Source organism: Sulfitobacter sp. THAF37 (assembly GCF_009363555.1).
Lineage (GTDB): Bacteria > Pseudomonadota > Alphaproteobacteria > Rhodobacterales > Rhodobacteraceae > Sulfitobacter.
This window is the reverse complement of sequence record NZ_CP045372.1, coordinates 985,924-1,006,985: the sequence shown is the minus strand read 5'-3', so window position 1 is coordinate 1,006,985 and position 21,062 is coordinate 985,924. Positions and strand designations below refer to the sequence as shown.

The window sequence follows — 21,062 nt, the reverse complement described above, 5'->3', positions numbered from 1 at the left end:
GACGCGCGGCCGGGTCGCTAGAGATACCCTTCGGACCGAAAGCTGAGCTCGGTGGATTTGCCGATGATCAGGTGATCATGCAGGGTCAGGCCCAAGGCGTTGCAAGCGGCTGCGATCTGCGCCGTCATGTCGATGTCGGACCCGGAAGGCGTGGGGTCGCCCGACGGATGATTATGGACGAGGATCAGCGCAGACGCGTTCAGCTCCAACGCCCGTTTCGCAACTTCGCGCGGGTAGACCGGCACATGATCCACGGTGCCCTTCGCCTGTTCCTCGTCCGCGATGAGGACATTCTTGCGGTCCAGGTAGAGCACGCGAAACTGCTCGGTCTCGCGGTGGGACATGGTGGTGTGGCAGTAGTCGAGAAGCGCGTCCCAACTGGAAACCACCTGTTGTTTCAACACCTTGGCACGGGCAAGTCGTTGCGCCGCGGCTTCGACGATCTTAAGCTCGACGATGACCGCGTCACCCACACCCGATACATCGCGCAATCGCGCCTCGGGGGCCGAAACGACGCGATTGAAATCGCCGAAGCGTTGCATCAGCGCATGGGCCAGCGGTTTGACATCACGGCGCGGGATGGCGCGGAAAAGAACCAGTTCCAACAGTTCGTAGTCGGGCATGGCCGCCGCGCCCCCCGCCATGAAACGGGCGCGCAGGCGCTGGCGGTGATCCTTGATGTAAGAGGGCTGCTTGCCCGTCAGCGGAACGGTTTCAGCTGCCTCATCCAGCAGAAACGGGAGCGGTTGTTCGTCGAACTGGTCCATCCCGCAAGATCACCGGATTCTGGTTACCAATCGGTAAACGAATGGAGATCGCGCAGGGAGGCGCCAGCGGATCAAAAGAAATCCGAACCGCTGGCTAGCTCTTCATCGAATCCCAGAAACTTTTGACGCTGGAAAAGAAGCTGCTGCTTTCAGGGTTGTTGTCCGCCGACAGGTCCTGGAATTCCTTCAGCAGTTCCTTTTGACGGCTGGTCAGGTTGACCGGGGTTTCCACCGCCAGTTCGATGATCATGTCGCCGGTGCCGCCGCCGCGCAGGGGTGGCATACCTTTGCCGCGCAGGCGCATCTGGCGGCCTGACTGGCTGCCCGCCGGGATCTGCACACGGCCGCGGCCCCCGTCTATGGTGGGCACCTCGATGTTCCCACCCAGGGCTGCCGTGCTCATGGATACAGGCACGCGGCAGAACAGGTTCGGGCCGTCGCGGTCGAAGAGCTCGTGTTCCTTCACCTCGATGAAGATATAAAGGTCGCCCGAAGGGCCGCCCCGCATTCCGGCTTCGCCTTCGCCAGCAAGGCGAATGCGGGTGCCAGTCTCGACACCGGCGGGAATGTTGACGCTGAGCGAGCGATTCTTTTCAACCCGGCCCGCCCCGCGGCAGGTTTTGCAGGGGTTCTTGACGATCTGACCCATGCCCGAACAAGTGGGGCAGGTCCGTTCGACAGTGAAAAAACCCTGCTGCGCGCGGACTTTGCCCATGCCGGAACAGGTGGGGCAGGTGGTCGGCTCTGCGCCGCCCTCCGCGCCGGAGCCGTCGCAAGACCCGCACTGCACGGACGTTGGCACATTGATCGACTTTTGCAGGCCGGAGTAGGCGTCTTCCAATGAGATGCCCATATTGTAGCGCAGGTCGGAGCCGCGCGCCGCGCGACGGCCACCGCCTGCGCCGCCGCGCCCCCCCATGAAGTCGCCGAACAGGTCGTCGAAGACATCCGAGAAAGCTGATGAAAAGTCGCCCTGGCCGCCACCAAAGCCACCACCGGGGCGCCCGCCGCCACCGCCGCCACCCATGCCACCTTCGAATGCGGCGTGGCCAAAGCGGTCATAGGCCGCTTTCTTCTCTGCGTCCTTGAGCACCTCGTAGGCTTCGTTGGCCTCTTTGAACTTCGTCTCGGAATCGGGGTTGTCCTTGTTCCGGTCCGGGTGAAATTCCTTGGCCTTCTGACGGTAGCCTTTCTTGATCTCGTCGGCTGAAGCGCCTTTGGAGACACCAAGCACGTCGTAATAATCACGTTTTGCCATGGATCAGGTCCTTTTGCTGGAACGTGAAGGGCCGGCCCGTCTGAATCGGACCGGCCCTGTCATTGGTTCCCTCGCGCGGGATTACGCGCGCTTGTCGTCGTCGAGATCTTCGAACTCGGCATCGACGATGTCGTCGTCGTTGCCACCGCGCGAAGGCTGTTCGTCAGCGGCATCTGCCACATCATCGCCTTCCTCCTGCGCGGCCTTGTAGATCGCCTCACCCAGTTTCATGGCCGCTTCGGTCACGTTCTGGATGCCGGACTTGATCTTGTCGGCGCTGTCACCTTCCAAGTCATCCTTGAGCGCGGCAATCGCCAGTTCGATCGCTTCCACGGTGGTCGGATCGACCTTGTCGGAATGCTCTTCCAGCGACTTTTCGGTCGAGTGGATGAGGCTTTCCGCCTGGTTTTTGGCATCGACCAGCGCGCGGCGTTCCTTGTCGGATTCCGCGTTCTCCTCGGCGTCCTTGACCATCTTTTCGATGTCCTCTTCGGACAGACCGCCCGACGCCTGGATCGTGATCTTCTGCTCCTTGCCGGTGCCCTTGTCGAGCGCGCCCACCGACACGATGCCGTTGGCGTCGATGTCAAAGGTCACTTCGATCTGCGGCATGCCGCGCGGGGCAGGCGGGATGTTTTCAAGGTTGAAGGCACCCAGCATCTTGTTGTCCGATGCCATTTCACGCTCGCCCTGGAAGACCCGGATCGTGACAGCGTTCTGGTTGTCTTCGGCGGTCGAGAACACCTGGGATTTCTTCGTCGGGATCGTCGTGTTGCGGTCGATCAGACGGGTGAAGACACCGCCAAGGGTTTCAATGCCCAGCGACAGCGGGGTCACGTCGAGCAGGACAACATCCTTGACGTCGCCTTGCAGAACGCCGGCTTGGATGGCGGCGCCCAGCGCCACGACCTCATCCGGGTTGACGCCCTTGTGCGGCTCTTTCCCGAAGAACTTGGTCACTTCATCCACGACCTTCGGCATCCGGGTCATACCACCCACCAGAACGACCTCGTCGATGTCCGAAGCGGAGATACCGGCATCCTTGAGTGCGTCCTTGCAAGGCTTCAGCGATGCCTTGATAAGGTCGCCCACCAGGCTTTCCAGCTTCGCGCGGGTCAGCTTCATGACCATGTGCAGCGGCTGGCCGTTGGACCCCATGGAGATGAACGGCTGGTTGATCTCGGTCTGGCTGGAGCTGGACAGTTCGATCTTGGCCTTTTCCGCCGCCTCTTTCAGGCGTTGCAGCGCCATCTTGTCCTGGGTCAGATCGACCTGGTGCTCTTTCTTGAATTCGTCGGCAAGGTAGTTGACGATCCGCATGTCAAAGTCTTCACCGCCGAGGAACGTGTCGCCGTTGGTGGATTTGACTTCGAACAGACCATCGTCGATTTCCAGGATGGTCACGTCGAATGTGCCGCCGCCAAGGTCATAGACCGCGATCGTCTGTGAATTGTCCTTGTCCAGGCCATAGGCCAGCGCAGCGGCTGTCGGTTCGTTGATGATCCGCAGCACTTCGAGGCCCGCGATCTTGCCGGCGTCCTTGGTTGCCTGACGCTGGGCGTCGTTGAAATACGCGGGCACGGTGATGACGGCCTGCGTGACCTCCTCGCCCAGGTAGGATTCAGCGGTTTCCTTCATCTTGCCGAGGATGAAGGCCGAGATCTGGCTGGGAGAATACTTGTCGCCCTTGGCGCGCACCCAGGCATCACCATTGCCGCCGTCGATCACTTCGAACGGCATGTTCTTGCGGTCCTTGGCAAGATCGGTGTCGTCGTTGCGGCGACCGATCAGGCGCTTGACGCCAAAGATGGTGTTTTCAGGGTTGGTGACGGCCTGGCGTTTCGCAGGCTGGCCGACGAGGCGTTCGTCGTCGGTGAAGGCCACGATGGAAGGTGTCGTGCGCGCGCCTTCCGCGTTTTCGATCACGCGGGGCTGGCTGCCGTCCATGATGGCGATACAGGAGTTGGTAGTTCCGAGGTCAATGCCGATTACTTTGGCCATGTTTTCGATCCCTTATACTATTCAAGGCGATGACACGGAGCGCAGGCCCGTTACGGCACCCTTGCCCCGATCCGGTGACACCAGATACGGCTGCATCCGGCGGTTCGGTGGGTATATAGGGGGCGGTCGGGGCCCTCGCAACCGTCCGCATGATGCGCCGACGCGGAATCTGCCATCATTTTTTGCAAATTGCGTGGAAGGGCGTCCGAAAAGCGGCTGAAGGCGACTTCGGGCGCGTGTTTGAACACTTTGCCCGTCAATGCGCGGTGGGTCAGCGCCGTGCGTTCCAGCTGAGCGAAGCGTGTCGGCGGGTGTAGAATTCGCCCATCAGGCCGATCACGACAAAGGCCAGACCAACCCACATGGCATATTCCCAGTTCGTATATCGCGGGTTGTAATTGATGAAGGCAAAACCGCGGCACTGGTCGATCACGTGGAACAACGGGTTCCAGTCGAACATTGCAAGCATGAAGCTGGGCAGGGTGTTGGCCACGAACATCTTGCCGCTCGCGATCATGTTGGCGCGCTGGTAGACCATGCTGAACATGCTGACCACCGTGGGAAACCACGGCTTCAACGCCAGCAGAACCAGCCCCAGGGCGCAGCCGGTGAACCAGGCGATCAGCAGCATGCCAAAAGCCGCGATCGGCTGGTCGATCTCTAGCGGGGTCCAGGCCACGTGGTATGCAAACAGGATCACGAACAGCGACAGCACCTGAATGTACAGCGCCCCCACGGCGGCAGAGGCGATGGCAATGATGGTGTTCATCGGTGCGTGCTGCATCATGGGGCTTGCCGGACCCTCGGAACCTGCGACCGCGCCAAGGGCTTTCGTGTGGGTCAGGTACAGGAAAATGCCCGACATGATGTAGATCAGAAAATCGCCGCGCAGGGCTGCGCCGCGCATGCCGAGGATGGAAAACATGACATAGAACGCGAGGACGAACATGATCGCCTGCAACATGTTTGTGAAAATCGCGACAAAGGCGTTGTTGTGCTGCTTGCGAACGGATCGGACGACGGAGTGGTAGACCAGCTCTGCCATTGCCATGGCGGAACTGAAACCGCCCTTCGGCTTGCGTGTGGACTGGAACATCTCGAATGCCTTCCGATCTGGCCATGTTTTCACGGAATTCTTGCTGTTCCGTTAGTGGCGCAGCATAAGGGGGGCGATCCGACTAATCAACGAATGCGATACAGGCAAATTATTATGGACTACGAAAAATTGGTGACTGTGATGCGGAAACTGTCCCTGCAAGCGGGTGACAGGATCATGGAGATCTACGGACAGGACGATTTCGATGTCAAAGCCAAGTCGGATGACAGCCCGGTGACGGCCGCTGACGAAGCGGCCGACGCAGTCATTTCGAAAGGTCTGCGCGCCGCATTTCCCGACGTGGCTCTGGTGACGGAGGAGCAGGCTGAAACGCATGCGGCACAGGGGGATACATTCCTGATCGTCGACCCGCTGGACGGCACCAAGGAATTCATTCACCGGCGCGGTGATTTCACGGTAAACATCGCACTGGTCGAGAATGGCGTGCCGACTCGCGGTGTGGTCTATGCTCCGGCGAAGTCGCGGATGTTCTTCACCCAGGCCGACGGCCAGTCGGTTGAGGAGGCCGGCGATTTCGACAAGGACAAGATTGGTGCGGTTACGCCCATTTCGGTCTCGGACGCGGACAATGCGGCGCTGATGGTGGTGGCGTCCAAGTCTCACCGTGATCAGGCGACCGACGACTATATCTCGAAATACGCGGTCAAAGACATGAAGAGTGCGGGATCGTCGCTGAAGTTCTGCCTTGTCGCGACCGGAGAGGCGGACCTCTATCCGCGTCTGGGCCGCACGATGGAATGGGACACGGCCGCTGGTGATGCGGTGCTGCGCGGCGCCGGCGGTGCCGTGGTCCGTTTCGATGATCATGCTCCGCTGACCTATGGCAAGGCGGGGTTTGCCAACCCGTTCTTCATCGCCCACGCGCCGGGTGTCGGGCTGAAGCCCGCCTGATGTCCGTTCTGGTCGTAATTCCGGCGCGCTACGCATCCACACGGTACCCCGGCAAACCGCTGGCGGAGCTGAAGGGAGCAAGCGGGGTATCGAAGAGCCTGATCGAACGGTCGTGGCTGGCGGCCCGCGCGGTTCAGGGGGTCGACCGGGTGGTTGTGGCAACGGATGACGATCGGATCAGGCAGGCTGCGGAAGGCTTCGGGGCGGAAGTCGTCATGACCGGGACCGATTGCGCCAATGGCACCGAACGCTGCGCCGAAGCGCATGCGGCGCTGGGCGGGGGCTTCGAGATCGTCGTGAACCTTCAGGGCGACGCACCGCTCACGCCTCACTGGTTTGTCGAAAGCCTGGTCAAAGGGCTACGTGATGCGCCCGAAGCGGAAATCGCCACCCCGGTTCTGCAATGCGACGGGGCCGCGCTGAACAGCCTTCTGGCGGATCGAAAGGCGGGTCGCGTTGGCGGCACAACAGCGGTGTTTGCGCAGGATCACAGGGCGCTCTATTTCTCGAAAGAGGTCATTCCCTATACCCCTGTGGCCTATGCAGAGACTGACCAGACCCCGGTTTTTCATCATGTTGGCGTCTATGCCTACCGGCCCGACGCGCTGGCGGCCTACCCGACCTGGCCTGTCGGACCTCTGGAGCAGCTCGAAGGGCTGGAGCAGCTGCGCTTCATGGAGTGTGGGCGCGCGGTTCTGTGTGTCGAGGTCGCGGCGCGGGGCCGGGCCTTCTGGGAGCTGAACAATCCCGAGGATGTGCCCAAGATCGAAGGCATGATGGCCCAGATGGGCCTTGAATGACCGACCCGACCGTCAGTGTCGTGATCGTCAGCCGGGGCCGACCGGACGCGTTGCGACGCAGCCTGCTGGGGGTCTCGCAACTGCAGTATCCAAGTTTCGAAGTCGTTGTGGTGGCCGATCCTGGCGGTGTCGACATGGCACGGGCCGCCCCCTTTGCCGAAAGCCTCAAGATTCTGCCCTTCGATGAGCCGAATATCTCGGCTGCCCGCAACCTCGGCATTGACCATGCCGCGGGCGAGATCGTCGCCTTCATCGACGATGACGCGGTGCCCGAACCACAATGGCTGCGACATCTGGTTCAGCCCGCGTACCGGGCCGAGGTCGCGGCGATGGGCGGTTTTGTTCGGGGGCGCAATGGCATCTCCTTCCAATGGCGTGCACGCAGTCTCGATCACCTTGGAGAGGCTCAGCCGCTGGAGGTGGACCCGCGCCGACCCACTGTGTTGCATCCGCCGGGAGGCCGGGCAATCAAGACCGAGGGTACGAATATGGCCTTCCGGCGGTGTGTGCTGGCAGAACTGGGCGGGTTTGACCCCGCATTTCACTATTTTCTGGACGAAACTGACCTCAACATGCGACTGGCACGCGCCGGTCACGCGACGGCGATCGTTCCCCTGGCAGAGGTGCACCACGGGTTCGCAGCAAACGCGCTGCGCGGTGCCAACCGGGTACCGAAAGACCTGTTCGACATCGGCGCAAGCTGGGCCGTTTTCCAGCGCAAACATGTGGCGCATGACGACCGCAGGGCGCAATGGGATCGTCTGCGACTGACAGAACGGCAGCGGCTGTTGAAATACATGGTCTCCGGCCCTCTGGACCCGGTACAGATCCGGCGCCTGATGCGGCGACTGGACGAAGGATATGCCGAGGGAAACACGCGGACACCAGGTGCGGCAGGCATCGCCATGCATCCGCGGGCCCCGTTTCAGCCTTTCCCGTCGTTGCCACGTCGTGCCACTGTCATGCCGACCCGGCCAATACACCTGCGCCGCGACCGGCGTATCGCCGCAGAGCGTGTCGGGAACGGGGAGATTGTCACTCTGATCTGCCTTTCCCTTACGGCCCGATATCACAGAGTCACATTCGAGCCGGACGGATCATGGCTGCAAAGCGGCGGAATTTTTGGAAAGTCGGACCGTGAAATGCCACTTTTGAGCATTAATTCGCGCAAGAGACGGTTGAAAATGGAACAGAACCGCGTTGCGAGCCAGCGCGGATTGCGCGAAGAGTGAAGGCGAGCCAGCTTGAAACGCTGGAAGGTTTTTTACTTAGATCGTTCTGTATCATATCTTGACGGAAAAACGTAGAACAGGACGGCTTGTGTCACTTCCAAGGGACTTAGGACAAAATGCGCAAAAAGGTCACCAAAGCAATTTTCCCCGTTGCCGGGCTGGGAACACGGTTTCTGCCCGCTACGAAATCGGTACCGAAGGAGATCATGACGTTGGTGGACCGACCGCTGGTCCAATACGCCATCGACGAAGCCCGCGCGGCCGGTATCAAGGAGTTCATCTTTGTCACGTCCCGCGGCAAGGGTGCGCTGGAGGATTACTTTGACCACGCGCCCCAGCTGGAGCAGGAACTGCGCAAGAAGGGCAAGGACGATCTGCTCAAGGCTCTTCAGGATACCAACATGGAAAGCGGCGCGATTGCCTATATCCGTCAGCACAAGGCATTGGGTCTGGGACATGCAGTCTGGTGTGCGCGGCGGCTGATCGGAAACGAACCCTTTGCCGTCATGCTGCCCGATGACGTGATTGCGGCGGAAAAGCCCTGTCTGCAACAAATGGTCGAGGCATATGCGGAAACCGGCGGCAATATGGTGGCCGCGATGGAAGTGGAACCGGAGCGCGCGTCGTCTTATGGGATGCTCGATGTATCAGACGACATGGGACACATGGTCAAGGTCAAAGGCATGGTCGAGAAGCCCAAGGCGGAAGACGCGCCCTCCAACCTGGCGGTGATCGGCCGTTATATCCTGGAACCGTCGGTTCTGCGCAATCTGAACCAGCTCAAGTCCGGTTCGGGGGGCGAAATTCAACTCACTGATGCCATCGCCCGCGACATCGAGCAGGACAATCCGGTCTACGGCTACCGGTTCCGTGGTCAGCGGTTCGACTGCGGTTCCAAGTCCGGGTTCCTGCAGGCCACTGTCGCCTTTGGCCTTGCCCGGGAAGATCTGCGCGAAGATCTGCATTCCTATCTCAGCAGCATCATGCAGGTAGACAAGGCGGCGCAGTAGCGGCATCGGAAAGGGCGATCATGCGCAATGTCCTGGTAACCGGCGGCGCGGGCTATATCGGGTCGCACGCCTGCAAGGCACTGAAACATGCGGGCTTCACGCCGGTGACTTACGACAATCTGGCAACCGGCTGGCAGGATGCGGTAAAGTTCGGCCCGTTCGAGCGGGGCGATCTTCTGGACCGCACCCGGCTGGACGAAGTCTTTGCGGCCTACCAACCCATCGCCGTGATGCATTTCGCCGCGCTCAGCCAGGTCGGAGAGGCGATGGCGCAGCCAGGAAAATACTGGCGCAACAACGTGTCGGGGTCGTTGACCCTGATCGAAGCGGCGGTGGCGGCGGAGTGCAGGGATTTCGTCTTTTCTTCGACCTGCGCGACCTATGGCGATCAGGACAATGTGGTGCTGGATGAGAACTCGGCCCAGTATCCGCTGAACGCTTACGGCGCGTCGAAACGGGCGATCGAAGACATCCTGCGCGATTTCGAGGTGTCGGACAGCCTGCGCCACGTGATCTTCCGGTATTTCAACGTGGCGGGCGCGGACCCGGAGGCCGAAGTGGGGGAATTCCACCAGCCCGAAACGCATCTGGTGCCGCTGATGCTGGACGCCATCGCCGGCAAACGCGATGCGCTGACGATTCACGGGACCGACTACGATACGGCGGATGGCACATGCATCCGCGATTACGTGCATGTCTGCGACCTTGTCGATGCACATGTTCTGGGGCTGAAATGGTTACAGGACGGCAAGGGCAGCCGGGTTTTCAACCTGGGGACCGGGTCGGGGTTTTCGGTCCGCGAGGTGCTGGACCACAGCCGCGAAGTGACCAACCGCGAGGTGCCGCATGTGGCCGGGCCGCGCAGGGCCGGTGATTGCACCAAGCTCGTGTCGGGTTCGCAACGCGCCAAGACTGAACTGGGTTGGAATCCGCATCGCTCCACGCTCGGGCAGATGATCACCGATGCGTGGAGATGGCACCAAACTGGACACTACGATTCATAACGTCGCCCCCGTGCGGCTGCTCGACCTGACACGCAGCCTGCGCCGCGCCGGGCGGGTTGCCACGGGCGTGGACCGTGTCGAACTGGCCTACCTGCGGAGGTTTCTGCACGACGAGGCACCCTGTTTCGGCATAGTGCGCACCGCGCTGGGCTACGTCCTGCTGGACCGATTCGGGCTTACATGCTTTCTCGACCGGGTGGAAGGACGGGATGATTGGGGCCGGGCCGATCTGCTGTCCCGGCTGGCGCGGCGTCGTCCGCAGGCTGTCCGACGGGCCGAAAGCGACGTGAGGCGGCTGGCTGTGGCGCGCGCGCGACGGGCCAGCCTGCCGCGCCTTCTGCAGCGCCATTTCCCGCATGGCTTCGACTACTTCAACGTCGGGCATAGCAATCTGACCGACCGCGTTCTGGGCGGGATCAAGGGGGCGAAAGGCCGGATTCACGTTCTGGTGCATGATGTCATCCCGCTGGAACATCCCGAGTTCCAGCGTCAGGGCACCGTGGCAACCTTCGAGGCCAAGCTGCGCAGGGTCAGCACCTGGGCCGACCGGGTGATCTACAATTCCAACGATACGCGGGACCGGGCCGAGCAGGTTCTGAAAGGCATGGGCCGGGTACCTCCCGGATTGGTGGCCCACCTCGGGACGGACCTGGCGTTGCCCGACCCTTCCGCGCTTCCTGCAGGACTGCCGCCCGCAGGCTCGTACTTCGTGACCGTGGGAACACTGGAGCCGCGCAAGAACCACGCCTTTCTGCTGAACCTCTGGGACGAAATGGGTCCATCTGCGCCGGCGTTGTTCCTGTGCGGCAGCAGGGGCTGGAACAATGATACGCTCTTCGCCCGTCTGGACGCGCTGCCGCCCGACCACCCGGTGCAGGAGATTTCAGGTCTGACCGACGCCGCGTTGTCGGCGCTGGTGCAGGGCGCCTCCGGCGCATTGTTCCCCAGCCTTTCCGAGGGCTTTGGACTGCCTCCGCTGGAGGCGGCGCAGCTTGGAACGCGGGTTTTATGCAACGATCTGGATGTGTTGCGGGAATTTTTGCATGAGAAAGCCGTTTACGCACCTGTTTCGGATCGGTATTTGTGGATAAATGTTATAAAAGAGTGGGCGTCAAAGCCGGTAGGTTCTGAAGGTCCGGGGTCCTTTGTCGGTCCCGATTGGGACCAGCACTTCAAGACCGTATTAAGGTTAAGATGGTAGCGCCTCGAAACGCGGCCGGATCGGCAAGGTAGAGGGCGGTTATTGGGAGTATTGCAGTCATACTGGCTGAGGGTGCAGCGCAAGCGGTGGCGCGTCCGCGCCCTGCGCAAGCGGCGTGAACTGAAGCGGGTCGCGAACCGGACCGGACAAATCCGGCCCGACGATCTGCTGCTGTTCTGCACCCAGCGGAACGAAGGTATCCGGCTGCCCTATTTCCTCGATTATTACCGGGACATGGGCATCGGCCATTTCTTCTTTGTCGATAATGACAGCACCGACGGATCGCTCGACTATCTCGCGGACCAGCCCGATGTATCGGTCTGGAGCACGACAGCCAGTTACAAGCGGGCGCGGTTTGGGGTGGACTGGCTGAATTGGCTGGCCCGGAAATATGCCCACGGCCACTGGGCGCTGACCGTCGATCCCGATGAATTCCTGATCTATCCGTTCTGCGATACGCGCCCCCTGCGGGCGCTGACCGACTGGCTGGATGCATCTTCGATCAAGTCGTTTTCGGCCATGCTGCTGGACATGTATCCCAAGGGGCGGCTGGACGAGCAGCCCTACCAACCCGGCCAGAACCCGATAGAGATCGCCGCGTGGTTCGACAGCGGAAATTACACGATTTCGCGTAACCATCTTTTCACCAACCTCTGGATACAGGGCGGTCCGCGCGCCCGCGTTTTCTTTCCCGAAACACCGGACAAGGCGCCTGCGCTGAACAAGGTGCCACTGGTGAAATGGGACCGGCGCTATACCTATGTAAGCTCGACCCACATGCTGTTGCCGCGCGGTTTGAACCAGGTTTACGACGAATGGGGCGGCGAGAAGGCCTCGGGCGTGCTACTGCATGCCAAGTTCATCGACACCTTCGGCGCCAAAGCCGCGGAAGAACTGGAGCGATCGCAGCACTATGCCGGATCGGTCGAATACAAGGCCTATGCCGAGCGGCTCAAGGAAGACCCCCAGCTTTGGTGCAAATGGTCGGAACGCTACATCAACTGGCGACAGCTTGAGATTCTGGGCCTGATGTCCAAGGGGAACTGGGCATGACGGTCGGTATCGCAATGCTGGTGCATACCGCGCTTGGCCGCGCTGAACAGGTGGCGCGGCACTGGTCTGCGGCTGGCTGCCCGGTGGTGATCCACGTGGACAAAGGCGTTCCGCGCAAGACCTACGACACATTCGTGACCGCGCTTTCGGACCTGAAGAACGTGTCGTTCTGCGCCAGGTATCGCTGTGAATGGGGAACATGGGGCATTGTCGCCGCCTCGCAAAGCGCGTCGGAACTGCTGCTGGCCAGCTACCCGCAGATCAAGCATGTCTATCTTGCCTCCGGCTCCTGCCTGCCATTGCGCCCGGTGCAGGAGTTGATCGACTATCTGGACGAACGGCCCAACACCGACTTCATCGAAAGCGCGACAACCGCCGATGTGCCCTGGACCGTCGGCGGGCTGGACGAAGAGCGGTTCACCATGCATTTCCCGTTTTCCTGGAAGAAGCGGCGCTATCTGTTCGACAAGTCGGTTGCGATCCAGCGGGCGATCGGCCTTAAACGCAAGATGCCCAACGGGATTGTCCCTCATATGGGGTCGCAATGGTGGTGCTTGTCACGACGCACCCTTACCGCGGTGCTTCAGGATCCCGAGCGGGCAACTTATGATCGGTATTTCCGTCATGTCTGGATCCCCGACGAGGCCTATTTTCAAACGCTCGCGCGGCTCTATTCGGAAAAGATCGAAAGCCGGTCGCTGACTTTGTCCAAATTCGACTTCCAGGGCAAACCGCACATCTTTTACGATGATCACCTCCAACTGCTGCGCCGCTCGGACTGTTTCGTGGCGCGCAAGATCTGGCCCTACGCCGACCGGCTTTACCAGGCGTTCCTGACCGATGCGGCAGGTGCGATGAAGAAGACAGAGCCGAACCCCGGCAAAATCGACCGCATCTTTTCCAAGGCGGTGGAACGGCGGACGCGCGGTCGGTCGGGCCTGTATATGCAAAGCCGTTTTCCGAACGAGGATTGGGAAAACGGTGTCACCGCTGCGCCTTATTCCATGTTTCAGGGCTTTGCCGAGCTGTTCGAGAATTTCGAGCCCTGGCTGGCCAAGGCAACCGGCGCACGGGTTCACGGGCACCTCTTCGCCAAAGACGGTGTGCATTACGCCGAAGGGCAGTCAGCCATCAACGGCGCGCTTTCGCAATCACCCACACTGCGCGACTACAACAGCAAGGCGTTCCTGACGAACCTGATCTGGAACACGCGCGGTGAACGGCAGTGTTTCCAGTTCGGTCCGGCGGATAACCAGGATATCAACTGGCGCGTGGCCAAGGATCCGAACGCGCAGGTGTCTGTGATTACCGGGGCCTGGGCAGTGCCGCTGTTCCGGTCGAATCTGGACTTTGCCGAGATCCGTACCATCGCCGCGCACCTGCAGAAGGTCGAGAGCGAGCACATGGATGTGCTGCGGTCGCCTTACACCAAGGCGCGGGTGCGAATCTGGACCATGGCCGAATTCATCGAAGCGCCGATGGAGCCCCTGCAGGGGATCCTGGATGAGATCGGACGCACCAAACTGCGCCGCCTGTCCGAAGCGCCAAAGATGGTTGACCTGAGCGGTTTCGGTCAATTCCTTCAGAACCTCAAGAACCAGGGGATGCATCCCTACCTGATGGGTGATTTCCCTGCCGAGCGCGGCATGGCTTTGAACCAGAAAACTCAACGCAAACCCTATCTGGTGCAGTAAGGTATGACCGACAAATTCGACATCTTCGTCGTGTTCGCCGAAATGCGTACGGGATCGAACTTTCTCGAAAGCAACCTGAACGCCTTCAAAGGTGTGAATTGCCACGGCGAGGCGTTCAACCCGCACTTCCTGGGATACCCGCATAGCGAGCCGATCCTTGGCATCGACCAGAATACCCGTGACCGGGATCCCGGTCTTCTGCTGGATGCCATGCGGAACAACACCGCACGGCTGAGCGGCTTTCGCTATTTCCACGATCACGATCCGCGCGTGTTCGATGCCATTATGGACGATCCGAAATGTGCCAAGATCATCCTGACGCGTAATCCGGTCGAAAGCTACGTCAGCTGGAAGATCGCGCAACAAACAGGCCAGTGGAAGCTGACCGATGCCAAGGCCCATAAGGCGGCGCAGGCGGTCTTTGACGCGCCCGAGTTCGAAGCGCATCTTGAAGCTTTGCAGACGTTTCAGGTGACTTTGCTGAATCGTCTGCAGATCAGCGGCCAGACCGCTTTCTACGTGGCCTACGAAGACCTGCAGAGCGTTGATGTGATGAACGGGCTGGCCAGGTATCTGGGCGTGGACGAGACGCTTGAGGCGCTGGACACCAACCTGAAAAAGCAGAACCCCAGCCCGATATCCGCCAAGGTCAGCAATTACGACGAGATGATCGGCGCGCTGTCGCGGATGGATCGGTTCGACCTGACCCGCACGCCGAATTTCGAGCCGCGCAGAGGGCCGAACGTGCCATCTTACGTCGCGGCGGCGGAGGCACCCCTGCTATATCTGCCCTTAAGGTCCGCGCCGCGGGTCGAGATCATGGAGTGGCTGGCGGCGCTGGACGGCGTGGGGCGAGGGGCGCTGCGCTCCAAGATGTCGCAGAAGGACCTGCGGCAATGGAAGCGCGACAAGCCCGGCCATCGCAGTTTTACCGTGATCCGGCATCCGCTGGCCCGTGCGCATGATGCCTTCTGCCGCCATATCCTGACCACCGGCAAGGGCAGTTTCGTGCAGCTCCGCAAGACGATGATCCGGCGCTACAACATGCCGCTTCCGTCAGACGGCCCGGACGATTCCTACGGGGTGGCGGAACACCGGGCTGCCTTTGCCGCGTTTCTGGGCTGGCTCAAGGGCAATCTGGCCGGACAGACTGCGATCCGGGTGGATGCGGCATGGTGTTCGCAGGCTCAGGCCATTCAGGGTTTCGGAGACCTGTGTCTGCCGGACCGGATCATTCGCGAAACCGACATGGCCGAGGAGCTACCCGAATTGGCGGCGACCGTCGGTATATCCGATGCACCGCACCCTCCGGCGGCCGATGCGGATCAGCCTTTTACGCTGGATGACATCTACGACGACGAAATCGAGAAGCTGGCCGCGCAGACCTATCAGCGCGACTATGTCACCTTCGGTTTCACGCGTTGGAAGTAGGGCCGCTTCAGGCCGCCTGCACCGACGGTTCTTCGGTCAATATCGTATAGAGCGTTGCCGGGTCCGGGTTCGCGCGCAGTTTGCTGCAGATCGCGGTATCCCGCAGGGTGCGAGATACCAGCGCCAGCGCCTTGAGGTGTTCGACGCCCGCGTCTTCTGGTGCGAAGAGAGCAAAGGCGATGTCCACCGGCTGCCGATCGACCGAAGCGAAATCAACGGGACGGTCGAGAAGGATGAAGGCGCCCACCACGGAGTCCAGCCCGTCGAGCCGGGCATGGGGGAGGGCCACGCCGTGGCCCACACCCGTCGGCCCGAGGGCCTCTCTTGCCATCAGGGCATCGACCACAACATCGGACTGGAACCCGTACGCGGATTCGACCAGATCACCCAGGTCCTGCATCAGTCGCTTTTTGCTGGAGGCCGCATTCACGACCTTCAACGCTTCCGGCTTGAGTAGTTTTCCAAGTCCCATTCGGTGGTTCCTGCCCTTTGTCTCCGGGGCTTTCCCGGTTCTCGATCAGGGATCTATCCAGCCTATGTTGCCGTCTTCGCGGCGGTACACGACGTTGAGTCCCTCGTTGCCTTCCTTGCGAAACACCAGCACCGGAGACCCTGCGAGTTCCATTTGCATGACAGCTTCGCCGACAGACAAGGTTGCGATCTTTGTCTGCATTTCCGCGATGATCATGGGCTGGAGAGTTTCGGGTTCCTGAGCGTCAGAATCGTCTGTAGAGGCAAGGATATACGAGGACGCGCCGAAAAGTTCAACAGGTTCGGCGCGGGTCTGATGGTGGTCTTTCAACCGGCGCTTGTATCGCCGCAGCTGCTTTTCCATCTTCTCGCAACAGGCATCAAAGGCGCTGTAGATCTCGTTACTATGGGCCTTGGCGGATGCGTTCAGTCCGGTGGAAAGATGGACGGTCGCCTCGCAAACAAACTCGTGCCCCGACTTGGAAAAGACGACCTGCGCGTCTGTCGGACGCTCGGCATATTTTCCGACGGCTGCGCCCAGTTCCTGCTGAACATGGGTCTGCAGTGCTTCGCCGATGTCGATCTGTTTGCCACTGATTTGATACCGCATAGCTTCTCCTTGTTATCACTTATTCGGGCAATGATGCGCAGGCCGCCGGGGCGGGGCATGACATTGCTCAAATGCGGAAAAATGGCCCTGCGCCCGGGTTGTTCTTGACCGTGCCTTGGTGTGAAGGCGGTAGTCGTCTTGAACAGGAACGCGATGTTGCCATGCCTTTATGAGGCCAAGAACGGACTTCAAAGTCAATGGTCAAGGCGCGGCGGGAAGCCGAATTTCGCCGTTGCCGCTTCACTGAATATTAAGAAATCCGAAAATTCTCACCAAGATAGACGCGGCGGACGTTCTCGTTCTGGACGACCTCCTCGGGCGTGCCGGACATCAGCACCTTGCCCTCGTGCAGAATGTAGGCGCGGTCCACGATCTCCAGCGTTTCGCGTACGTTATGATCGGTGATCAGCACGCCGATGCCTCTGGTCTTCAGGTCAGCGACCAACAACCGGATGTCTCCGACAGAGATCGGATCGACCCCGGCAAATGGTTCGTCAAGCAGCAGGTAACTGGGGTTCGCGGCCAGACAGCGGGCAATCTCTACCCGCCGGCGTTCGCCCCCCGACAGCGCAAGGGCAGGGGCGCGGCGCAGGTGTTCGATGGAGAACTCCGATAGCAGTGCCTCCAGCCTTTCGCGCCGCTTGTGCCGATGCGGGACGGAAATATCGAGGATTGCCGCGATGTTGTCCTGAACGCTGAGGCCGCGGAAGATGCTCATCTCTTGCGGCAGATACCCGATCCCCAGCTGCGCGCGCCGGTACATCGGCAGCAGGGTCACATCCTTGCCATCCACCGTCACGCTGCCCCCCTCGGGCGTCACCAGCCCGGCCACCGCGTAGAAAGTGGTGGTCTTGCCCGAACCGTTGGGCCCCAGCAGCGCCACGACCTCGCCCCGGTCAAGATGCATCGAGAAGTCCCGGATCACGGTCTTCTTGCGGTAGGACTTGCGCAGATGCTCGATCTTCAGGCCGGAACTGCCCTGAGAGACCTTCAGGCCGGGGGGCGGCATCAGTTATCGGTGCCTGTCTGCAGAATCGTCCGCACACGCCCCGACATTTCTGCGGTGCCGTCGGACAGGCGAATACTCATCTTGTCGGCGGACAGGGCGCTGGGACCCTGCGCCAGCAGCACGTTGCCCGTCATGACAATGGTGCCGTCGTCGATGTTGTAGTCCGCCCGATCCGATTCCGCCGCATCGGGGCCGGAAACCAGGGTCACGCCGCCGGTCGCTTCCAAGCGGGCGATGCCCTTGTTTTGTTCGCGGTAAACAACCAGCACACGGGCAGCTGTCAGGCGCAGTTCGCCCTGACCGATCTTCACATTGCCGGTAAAGATCGCGGTGCCTGTTTCCTGGTCCACGGACAGGTTGTCGGCGGTCACTTCGACCGGCTGATCGGTATCCTGTTGGATGGTGCCAAAGGCGACATTGGCGCCCTGTGCCAGAACGGACCCGGCGAACGTGACAAGAAAGACGGGCAGCAACAGTAATCTTGGATGTCTCACGGCAGTCACTTTTCTGATAATTTCGGATTGTATACCAGTTTCACGCCGTCTTTGAAAATCAATTGGGCGGCTTGCCCCTGTTCAGGGGAGGCGATCGTCATGCTGCCTGCGTTCAGAGTGCCCATCGGACCCTGCGCCTGAACCGGCCCGGGAGAGCGGACGTCCAGCTCCGTCATCTGCGTGGTCAGGCGGTCGCTTTCGATCCTGTAGTCGGTGGATGTCTCGATCACGACGTTGCCTTCCAGCTCTGCGCGGTCCTTTGGCAGCTCGAAATGGGCCACTCTGGCGTTAAGGGTCAGATTTGTGCCCCCTGCCAGATCCATCACGATCCGCACGTCCTCGGCCCGGTTTGCGCCCACCTCGTTCTGAGGGGTGGTCAGCTTTTCGGCGGAAAAGGAAATCTGGTCGCCGTCTGCGGTGGTGCCAGAGAAGAACGGACCAGTCACCTGCTGGTCCCGCAGCCGGTCCTGAATCTCCTTGTCGGCAAAGGGAATCACGGAATCCGGATCGACTTTCCGGGACAGCAGGAAAAGTGTCGACAGCAGCGCAAGGGCCAGAAGCGGGAACAGGACCTTGAGAAGGGACACCATGCGTGAATGGAGGTCGGCTTGCATGGCACTCAGCCCAGCCCGACGCGCAGGCAGTCGTGAATATGCAAGAGCCCGGCAGGCAAGCCCGGCTCGGCGGGGTCAACGACCATCAGGCAGTTGATCTTGCGGGCGTTCATGATCCCGACGGCGCGTTCCGCCAGATCGTCCGGGCCGATCGTGACGGGCGCACGGCTCATCACATCGCGGGCGTTGAGCGCCATCAATCCTTCGATGTGCCGCCCCAGGTCGCCGGTGGTGATCACGCCTGTCAGCCGCCCCTGATTGTCGATCACCCCCGTGACGCCAAAGGCCTTTGTGCTGATCTCTTCAATGGCACGCGCCATGCCTGCGTCTTCGGGCACCAGCGGCACGGCATCGCCAGTGTGCATCAGATCGCGCACCCGGCTGAACTGCGCCCCAAGCTTGCCCCCCGGATGGAAGTTGCGGAAGTGTTCGGCGGTGAAGGCGCGGTTTTCCATGAGGGCCACCGCCAAGGCGTCGCCCAGCGCCAGCGTCATTGTGGTCGAGATGGTGGGCACCGCCCCGGTACCGCAGGCCTCGCCCAACTGCGGCAGGGCCAGGATCACGTCCGACTGGTTGCCCAGGGCGCTGTCGGGGCGGCTGGTCATACCGATCAGCGGGATGTCGAAGCGCCTGGAATAGGCGATCAGGTTGCTCAGCTCCGGGGCCTCCCCCGAGTTCGAGATCGCCAGGACCACATCGGCGGCGGTGATCATCCCGAGGTCGCCGTGACTGGCTTCTGCAGGATGCACGAACTGCGCGGGTGTGCCGGTGCTGGCCAGTGTGGCGGCGATCTTCTTGGCGATGTGGCCCGATTTTCCGATGCCGGTGACAATGACACGGCCCTTGCACGTGCGCATCAGGTCGATGGCGGAACGGAAATGGTCATCCAATCGCTCGGCCAGGGTCTCCAGCGCCGCAGCTTCGGCGCGGATCACCCGTCTCGCGGTATCGAGAAAAGGTGTCTTCATGAGTGTGCGAAAATGTCCGTGTCGGGCCAGCCCGCCAGGTCCAGCTTTGCCCGCATTGGCAAGAAGTCGAAACAGGCCTGCGCCATCTCTGTGCGGCCTTCCCGGGCCAGCATGGCATCCAGTTTCCCGCGCAGCTTGTGAAGGTGCAAGACATCGGAGGCGGCATAGTCGAGCTGCGCGTCGGTCAGGCTGTCGGCCCCCCAGTCGCTGGATTGCTGCTGCTTGGAGATATCGACATGCAGCAATTCCTGAAGCAATTTTGCCAGTCCATGACGGTCGGTGTAGGTGCGCACCAGTCGGCTGGCAATCTTCGTGCAGTAGACCGGCGCCGTCAGCGTGCCAAAGGCATTCAGCATCGCGGCGATGTCAAAGCGTCCGTAATGGAACAGTTTCAGCACATCGGGGTCCTGCAGAAGCCGGCAAAGGTTAGGTGCCTCGGTCTGGCCCTTGGCGATCTGGATCATGTGGGCGTTGCCGTCGCCGGCAGAGAGCTGCACAACGCAAAGCCTGTCGCGATGCGGGTTCAGGCCCATCGTCTCGCAGTCTATGGCGACGACCGGACCAAGGTTCAGGCCGTCGGGCAGGTCGTTCTGGTGTAACGTGTTTGTCATGACAGACTCTATATCCCGCCAGCGATGCTTGGGAAAGCGCGTTAGACGTTGGGTCAGGCGGCAGATTGCCCGGCCAGATCGCCCACGGCGGGGCGCGGCAACCGGTCCAGCAGGGCCGCGACCCTCAGGTGTGACCGGCGGGCAGGCCCGTCAGGATCGCTCAGTTCCGGCGGCAGAACGGGAAACTTCAGAATCAGTCGCCGCCAGTTGTGTACGATCAGACCTCTGAGAACGGCGGTCTGGAGGGGCGATATGGTGTCGGAGGATGGTAGCGCCTCTTCGAGGCTTTCGAGGCTTTGGGCGAGTTCGGAATAGGCATTGTCCACCGATTCGTCGCGCAGCTGTTCGCGCAGCCACGCTGGCGGTATTTCTCCGGTGGCGGTCATCGTATCGGGTGGCGGAGGCGTGTTCGCGGGGCCGACGTACAGGCGGGGCGCCAGCGCGGCAAAGCCGTAGGCGGCCATCGCCGTGGGGGAATGATGGTCCGCCGCCTTCAAAACCACCAGCTGCCAGCCTTCGGACGGGCCCGGGGGGGCGGCATAGATACGCGGTGTCGCTGCGGCGCTTTCGGCCCGCCCCTTTTCGGTCAGACTGTGGTGGCTGATCCGTCCGACCTTTTCAGAAGTGATCCAGCCATCATTGCGCAACCGGTGCAGCGCAACGCGCGCGGCTTCGGGTCGTACTTCCAGCAATGTCATCATTGCCGACAGGACCGGCCCGTCTATGGCGGTGCCTTCTTCCTGCGCCAGATCCCCGAAGAGGCTGATCATAAGCGACCAGACCCGCCCGCCGCCCACGGCACGCAGGGGGGCGGTCAGAGACATGA

The 21,062-nt window shown here is 61.2% G+C and carries 21 protein-coding genes; 9 read left to right on the top strand and 12 right to left on the bottom strand.

The genetic code is table 11. The annotated features are described in order from the left end of the window. Window positions 1-17: 17 nt before the first annotated feature. The 4 genes from radC to FIU94_RS04990 form a co-directional block, all read right to left on the bottom strand. Complete coding sequence (radC, locus tag FIU94_RS05005) at window positions 18-767, bottom strand: DNA repair protein RadC (protein WP_152464728.1); 750 nt, start codon at window positions 765-767, stop codon at window positions 18-20. 94 nt (window positions 768-861) lie between these two features. Then, window positions 862-2,025 carry a molecular chaperone DnaJ gene (gene dnaJ / locus FIU94_RS05000; protein ID WP_152464727.1) on the bottom strand — a complete coding sequence of 388 codons (1,164 nt, stop codon included), beginning with the start codon at window positions 2,023-2,025 and terminating at the stop codon, window positions 862-864. A gap of 81 nt (window positions 2,026-2,106) precedes the next feature. Next, entirely contained in the window at window positions 2,107-4,026 is a 1,920-nt protein-coding gene (gene dnaK / locus FIU94_RS04995) for a molecular chaperone DnaK (protein WP_152464726.1), read from the bottom strand. Window positions 4,027-4,297: 271 nt separating this feature from the next. Next, on the bottom strand, window positions 4,298-5,122 hold the full coding sequence (locus FIU94_RS04990) for an ABC transporter permease (protein ID WP_152464725.1): 825 nt from the start codon (window positions 5,120-5,122) through the stop codon (window positions 4,298-4,300). Window positions 5,123-5,236: 114 nt separating this feature from the next. Here FIU94_RS04990 and cysQ point away from each other — a divergent pair, with 114 nt between their 5' ends. From cysQ to FIU94_RS04945, 9 genes are all read left to right on the top strand, one after another. After that, the gene (gene cysQ, locus FIU94_RS04985) at window positions 5,237-6,034 is read left to right on the top strand and encodes a 3'(2'),5'-bisphosphate nucleotidase CysQ (protein WP_152464724.1); all 798 of its coding nucleotides are present in this window, start codon (window positions 5,237-5,239) and stop codon (window positions 6,032-6,034) included. Further along, window positions 6,034-6,834 carry a 3-deoxy-manno-octulosonate cytidylyltransferase gene (locus tag FIU94_RS04980; protein WP_152464723.1) on the top strand — a complete coding sequence of 267 codons (801 nt, stop codon included), beginning with the start codon at window positions 6,034-6,036 and terminating at the stop codon, window positions 6,832-6,834. The genes cysQ and FIU94_RS04980 overlap by 1 nt, the downstream gene beginning before the upstream one ends. After that, window positions 6,831-8,066, top strand: coding sequence for a glycosyltransferase family 2 protein (locus FIU94_RS04975; RefSeq protein ID WP_152464722.1), 1,236 nt, complete (start codon window positions 6,831-6,833; stop codon window positions 8,064-8,066). The genes FIU94_RS04980 and FIU94_RS04975 overlap by 4 nt, the downstream gene beginning before the upstream one ends. 116 nt (window positions 8,067-8,182) lie before the next feature. Next, window positions 8,183-9,076, top strand: coding sequence for a UTP--glucose-1-phosphate uridylyltransferase GalU (galU, locus tag FIU94_RS04970; protein ID WP_152464721.1), 894 nt, complete (start codon window positions 8,183-8,185; stop codon window positions 9,074-9,076). A 20-nt stretch (window positions 9,077-9,096) separates the two neighbouring features. After that, window positions 9,097-10,080 (top strand): UDP-glucose 4-epimerase GalE, encoded by a 984-nt coding sequence (gene galE / locus FIU94_RS04965; RefSeq protein WP_152464720.1) that lies wholly within the window; start codon window positions 9,097-9,099, stop codon window positions 10,078-10,080. Then, entirely contained in the window at window positions 10,040-11,281 is a 1,242-nt protein-coding gene (locus FIU94_RS04960) for a glycosyltransferase (protein ID WP_152464719.1), read from the top strand. The genes galE and FIU94_RS04960 overlap by 41 nt, the downstream gene beginning before the upstream one ends. A gap of 42 nt (window positions 11,282-11,323) precedes the next feature. After that, on the top strand, window positions 11,324-12,334 hold the full coding sequence (locus FIU94_RS04955; RefSeq protein WP_152464718.1) for a glycosyltransferase family 2 protein: 1,011 nt from the start codon (window positions 11,324-11,326) through the stop codon (window positions 12,332-12,334). Next, window positions 12,331-14,028, top strand: coding sequence for a beta-1,6-N-acetylglucosaminyltransferase (locus FIU94_RS04950; protein ID WP_152464717.1), 1,698 nt, complete (start codon window positions 12,331-12,333; stop codon window positions 14,026-14,028). The genes FIU94_RS04955 and FIU94_RS04950 overlap by 4 nt, the downstream gene beginning before the upstream one ends. Before the next feature lie 3 nt (window positions 14,029-14,031). Further along, a complete protein-coding gene (locus tag FIU94_RS04945; RefSeq protein ID WP_152464716.1) occupies window positions 14,032-15,459 on the top strand; it encodes a nodulation protein NodH in 1,428 nt (475 codons plus the stop codon). Window positions 15,460-15,466: 7 nt separating this feature from the next. Here FIU94_RS04945 and FIU94_RS04940 read toward each other — a convergent pair whose 3' ends face one another. The 8 genes from FIU94_RS04940 to FIU94_RS04905 form a co-directional block, all read right to left on the bottom strand. Beyond that, complete coding sequence (locus tag FIU94_RS04940; protein WP_152464715.1) at window positions 15,467-15,931, bottom strand: PTS sugar transporter subunit IIA; 465 nt, start codon at window positions 15,929-15,931, stop codon at window positions 15,467-15,469. A gap of 45 nt (window positions 15,932-15,976) precedes the next feature. Further along, window positions 15,977-16,540 (bottom strand): ribosome-associated translation inhibitor RaiA, encoded by a 564-nt coding sequence (gene raiA, locus FIU94_RS04935; protein WP_152464714.1) that lies wholly within the window; start codon window positions 16,538-16,540, stop codon window positions 15,977-15,979. A 250-nt stretch (window positions 16,541-16,790) separates the two neighbouring features. Next, window positions 16,791-17,549 (bottom strand): LPS export ABC transporter ATP-binding protein, encoded by a 759-nt coding sequence (gene lptB / locus FIU94_RS04930; RefSeq protein ID WP_152464713.1) that lies wholly within the window; start codon window positions 17,547-17,549, stop codon window positions 16,791-16,793. Further along, on the bottom strand, window positions 17,549-18,043 hold the full coding sequence (gene lptA / locus FIU94_RS04925; RefSeq protein ID WP_152464712.1) for a lipopolysaccharide transport periplasmic protein LptA: 495 nt from the start codon (window positions 18,041-18,043) through the stop codon (window positions 17,549-17,551). Before lptA ends, lptB begins: the two co-directional genes overlap by 1 nt. Before the next feature lie 5 nt (window positions 18,044-18,048). Next, window positions 18,049-18,657, bottom strand: coding sequence for an LPS export ABC transporter periplasmic protein LptC (gene lptC, locus FIU94_RS04920; RefSeq protein WP_152464711.1), 609 nt, complete (start codon window positions 18,655-18,657; stop codon window positions 18,049-18,051). A gap of 5 nt (window positions 18,658-18,662) precedes the next feature. Next, window positions 18,663-19,625 carry an SIS domain-containing protein gene (locus FIU94_RS04915; protein WP_152464710.1) on the bottom strand — a complete coding sequence of 321 codons (963 nt, stop codon included), beginning with the start codon at window positions 19,623-19,625 and terminating at the stop codon, window positions 18,663-18,665. Continuing rightward, on the bottom strand, window positions 19,622-20,236 hold the full coding sequence (locus tag FIU94_RS04910; protein ID WP_152464709.1) for a ribonuclease D: 615 nt from the start codon (window positions 20,234-20,236) through the stop codon (window positions 19,622-19,624). Before FIU94_RS04910 ends, FIU94_RS04915 begins: the two co-directional genes overlap by 4 nt. Before the next feature lie 53 nt (window positions 20,237-20,289). After that, entirely contained in the window at window positions 20,290-21,060 is a 771-nt protein-coding gene (locus FIU94_RS04905) for a PaaX family transcriptional regulator C-terminal domain-containing protein (RefSeq protein ID WP_254702616.1), read from the bottom strand. Window positions 21,061-21,062: the final 2 nt, after the last annotated feature.

Excerpts from the sequence above, each read along its gene's own strand:
- FIU94_RS04990 (WP_152464725.1), bottom strand. The coding sequence starts at position 5,122 with ATGTTCCAGTCCACACGCAAGCCGAAGGGCGGTTTCAGTTCCGCCATG.
- dnaJ (WP_152464727.1), bottom strand. The coding sequence starts at position 2,025 with ATGGCAAAACGTGATTATTACGACGTGCTTGGTGTCTCCAAAGGCGCT.
- FIU94_RS04910 (WP_152464709.1), bottom strand. The coding sequence starts at position 20,236 with ATGACAAACACGTTACACCAGAACGACCTGCCCGACGGCCTGAACCTT.
- lptC (WP_152464711.1), bottom strand. The coding sequence starts at position 18,657 with ATGCAAGCCGACCTCCATTCACGCATGGTGTCCCTTCTCAAGGTCCTG.
- radC (WP_152464728.1), bottom strand. The coding sequence starts at position 767 with ATGGACCAGTTCGACGAACAACCGCTCCCGTTTCTGCTGGATGAGGCA.
- FIU94_RS04915 (WP_152464710.1), bottom strand. The coding sequence starts at position 19,625 with ATGAAGACACCTTTTCTCGATACCGCGAGACGGGTGATCCGCGCCGAA.
- FIU94_RS04980 (WP_152464723.1), top strand. The coding sequence starts at position 6,034 with ATGTCCGTTCTGGTCGTAATTCCGGCGCGCTACGCATCCACACGGTAC.
- cysQ (WP_152464724.1), top strand. The coding sequence starts at position 5,237 with ATGGACTACGAAAAATTGGTGACTGTGATGCGGAAACTGTCCCTGCAA.
- dnaK (WP_152464726.1), bottom strand. The coding sequence starts at position 4,026 with ATGGCCAAAGTAATCGGCATTGACCTCGGAACTACCAACTCCTGTATC.
- FIU94_RS04940 (WP_152464715.1), bottom strand. The coding sequence starts at position 15,931 with ATGGGACTTGGAAAACTACTCAAGCCGGAAGCGTTGAAGGTCGTGAAT.
- lptB (WP_152464713.1), bottom strand. The coding sequence starts at position 17,549 with ATGCCGCCCCCCGGCCTGAAGGTCTCTCAGGGCAGTTCCGGCCTGAAG.
- galU (WP_152464721.1), top strand. The coding sequence starts at position 8,183 with ATGCGCAAAAAGGTCACCAAAGCAATTTTCCCCGTTGCCGGGCTGGGA.
- galE (WP_152464720.1), top strand. The coding sequence starts at position 9,097 with ATGCGCAATGTCCTGGTAACCGGCGGCGCGGGCTATATCGGGTCGCAC.
- raiA (WP_152464714.1), bottom strand. The coding sequence starts at position 16,540 with ATGCGGTATCAAATCAGTGGCAAACAGATCGACATCGGCGAAGCACTG.
- FIU94_RS04960 (WP_152464719.1), top strand. The coding sequence starts at position 10,040 with ATGCGTGGAGATGGCACCAAACTGGACACTACGATTCATAACGTCGCC.
- FIU94_RS04945 (WP_152464716.1), top strand. The coding sequence starts at position 14,032 with ATGACCGACAAATTCGACATCTTCGTCGTGTTCGCCGAAATGCGTACG.
- FIU94_RS04950 (WP_152464717.1), top strand. The coding sequence starts at position 12,331 with ATGACGGTCGGTATCGCAATGCTGGTGCATACCGCGCTTGGCCGCGCT.
- FIU94_RS04975 (WP_152464722.1), top strand. The coding sequence starts at position 6,831 with ATGACCGACCCGACCGTCAGTGTCGTGATCGTCAGCCGGGGCCGACCG.
- FIU94_RS04905 (WP_254702616.1), bottom strand. The coding sequence starts at position 21,060 with ATGTCTCTGACCGCCCCCCTGCGTGCCGTGGGCGGCGGGCGGGTCTGG.